The 3,080-nt window shown below is 35.8% G+C and carries 3 protein-coding genes; all 3 read left to right on the top strand.

Going from position 1 to position 3,080, the window contains the following annotated elements; all coding sequences use genetic code 11:
• The first annotated feature begins 580 nt into the window (after positions 1-580).
• The 3 genes from T515_RS15920 (at position 581) to T515_RS15910 (ending at position 2,766) form a co-directional block, all read left to right on the top strand.
• Positions 581-1,168, top strand: coding sequence for a hypothetical protein (locus T515_RS15920; RefSeq protein ID WP_036613464.1), 588 nt, complete (start codon positions 581-583; stop codon positions 1,166-1,168).
• Entirely contained in the window at positions 1,168-1,374 is a 207-nt protein-coding gene (locus tag T515_RS15915; RefSeq protein WP_036613462.1) for a DUF6462 family protein, read from the top strand. The genes T515_RS15920 and T515_RS15915 overlap by 1 nt, the downstream gene beginning before the upstream one ends.
• A gap of 153 nt (positions 1,375-1,527) precedes the next feature.
• Entirely contained in the window at positions 1,528-2,766 is a 1,239-nt protein-coding gene (locus T515_RS15910) for a tyrosine-type recombinase/integrase (RefSeq protein ID WP_036613460.1), read from the top strand.
• Positions 2,767-3,080 lie beyond the last annotated feature (314 nt).

Below are 3,080 nucleotides of genomic sequence, written 5' to 3'. Positions count from 1 at the left end.
AATTTATAGCGATTCTTCTTGCTTCATCTATGGTGTATCCGCTCATATAAGCTCCTAAAACTGTTTGCACTTTAAAAGAGAGTGGCCACACCATTGTATGACTCGCTCTCTTTAATGGCTAATTTTAGTGTTGTCTGCCAACTGCTATAAAGCAAAGTACAGGTTTTAGTGTTGCCTGCCAACTATCAACTGCATCATCAGCCGACAAGTGTTTCAGATTATAGTGTTAGCCTCACTTAAGAAAGCACGCTTTCTTGATTAAAATATACCTTTTATAAGTGATAAAATCAATGCATAAGATGCAAAAAAACTATTAAAAATCGGTTATGTTTTATATAATTGTCGAACTATACATAATATTCATAAGCATTTCAAACACATGACGCTTGCAAGTGCAGGCGTCTTTTTTAATGCGGAAATCTGAAAAACGTCAAAGTGTGTCGGTATGACACGAAACGAATCCGAAACGTGTCAGTAGTGATACAGATTAATGTGCAGAGATAAATTAAGATAAATACTGTCAGACAGATACAAAAAGCAGCGCTGCTTCAATAAGGCTATTAAAAAAAGGAAAAGAGATATGACTACTGAAGTGATTTTTCAAAACGGATTTCAAGAGAAGTATTTCAGGTCGGATTCAAAGGGAAAGATCGAGATGATACTTGAAAATTATATCACTTTTCAGCATCAGCTCTCTGGTATCGAAAATGGAATCAAGATGGATATAAAGTACGATCAGGACATTAAAGCAAGGAATGAAAGAGGTAATCTTGGATTAAGAGTTCAGACATCATGTGTTTCGGATCCTACTGCAAAAGAAGCAATAAGAAATATAGAACTTGACAGAGCTTTTGAAGAAAATGATTTAGAAATGGAACTGGAAAGGACCGGTACACCGGAAGTCTACAGAAATCAACTAATGATGCTGGATTCAATGAGGGATGACTATCACATCATTCAGATCGTGATTTCGACATTGTCTAGTAAAGATTCAAATTCACTTAATGATTATTTTGCTTATCAAAGACAGAATATATCTTTTGTCGATGTCGCTGATAAAAAAGATATGCCTGTAGGTTCAGTGTATCAGAAATATTGGAGAGTTAAGTGCAAAGTAAAAAAAGGCGCTATAGGTAAATTTGAAAGAAAGTATGGGAGGAAATCATAATGAGAGCACGTAAGAGAGTGGATTTAACAAGGGAACAGGGAAAGAAATATGTAAAATACGATGAAGGTGCAGCTATGTACAGTATGGGAATGAATACTTTTCAGAGGCTGGCACATGAAGCTCAGGCGACTGTGAGAGTTGGAAGATCAGTATGGGTAAATCTTGATTTATTTGAGAAATACTTTCAGACATTTTCTGAGTTCTAACTGATGACAACCCATGATAACTCAAAAATATTAAGAACAAATAAATTTAATACGTTAGAAGTGTTATTTGAATCCATGACAGATTATAATGAAGGAGTGATATCTAAAAGGTCATGGATTCAATATTACTTTGAAAAAGGAGGATATGGATTCATGGCGCAATCAAGGAAAGATGCACGCGGCAGAGTTCTTCGTAAAGGAGAGGTACAGAGAAAGCAGGACAATAGATATATTTACACTTATGTCAATCCACTGGGAAAGCGTAAGTTTGTTTATGCCACTGATCTGATGACTCTTCGTGAAAAGGAGAAGGAACTGATGAGAGATCAGCTTGATGGTCTCGATCGTTACGCCGCCGGCAAATCAAGCGTGAATGATCTCTTTGACAGATATATGGCTACAAAGAGAAATCTCCGGGATACAACTAAAAGTACTTATGTATATATGTACGACCACTTTGTTCGAGATACTTTCGGACAAAAGAAGCTTTTGGGAATCAAGTATTCCGATGTACTGCAGTTTTACCTTTACTTGCTTAATGATAAGGAACTTAAAATTTCAACACTGGATTCTATACATTGCCTTTTGCATCCAGCATTTCAGCTGGCAGTAAGAGATGATATTTTAAGAAAGAATCCTACTGAAGGTGTTATGAAGGAACTCACAAAGAGAACCGGAATGCACAGAGGTGTAAGACATGCACTGACAGTTGATGAGCAGAGAGTATTCATGGAATACATCTCAAATAGTCCGGTATATGTTCATTGGTGGCCTTTGTTCACTGTACTTTTAGGTACTGGATGTCGCATTGGAGAAGCCATAGGTCTTCGCTGGAAAGACATTAACTTTAAAAATAAGACAATCAGCATCAACCATACAATTACCTATTATCCTACATCTAAGGATAGAGAATGTGTTTATAAGTATCATGAACCAAAGACAGAGTCAGGTATCAGAACTATACCGATTCTGGATGTCGTGAACGATGCCTTTGATATTCTAAAAGAGGACGAAATTGATAATGGACCGAATGAGCAGGTCATAGATGGTCATTCGGGGTTCATTTTTCAAAATCGTTATGGAAAGATTCCTAATCCTCAGACTGTTAACGGTGCAATAAAGCGTATCATTTCGAGTTACAATGATGGAGAAATAATAACTGCCAAGAAAGAAGGCAGAGAGCCGTTACTTCTTCCGGATTTTTCGTGCCATCACTTAAGACATACCTTTGCCACAAGACTTTGTGAAGCAGAGACAAACCTTAAGGTTATACAGGCAATCATGGGACATAAGAACATTGAAACAACAATGGACATTTATGCAGAGGCTACAGATAGAAAGAAAACAGAAGCTTTTGAACACCTTGCATCTAAATTAGATAATCTGTTCTAGGAGGTACCGATGATTTTTATACCGGATTGATGATAAAGCTTGACATAAGCTATTAACATTGAATAGACTATAATCGAGGTTTCAAAAAGAGACTTCAAGTAAAATAAAACAATTTAAAATTGAAGAATAGTTCTAAGAAACAATAATGTTTTCATTGTAACAAATATCTTGAATTGTAACAGAGTTGCAAAATATCAATCAGGATTTATAAATACAGAAGGCTTCTTGATAAATTCTATTTAATACATGTTGATATCGAAAGATAGGGCAGGATAAGCATAGATAAAGCGAGATACAGCTTATTTATCAATAAT

Source organism: Oribacterium sp. P6A1, assembly GCF_000702885.1.
Taxonomy (GTDB): Bacteria; Bacillota; Clostridia; order Lachnospirales; family Lachnospiraceae; genus Oribacterium.
The sequence above is the reverse complement of the archived record's forward strand: the minus strand, read 5'-3'. Positions and strand labels throughout refer to the sequence as shown.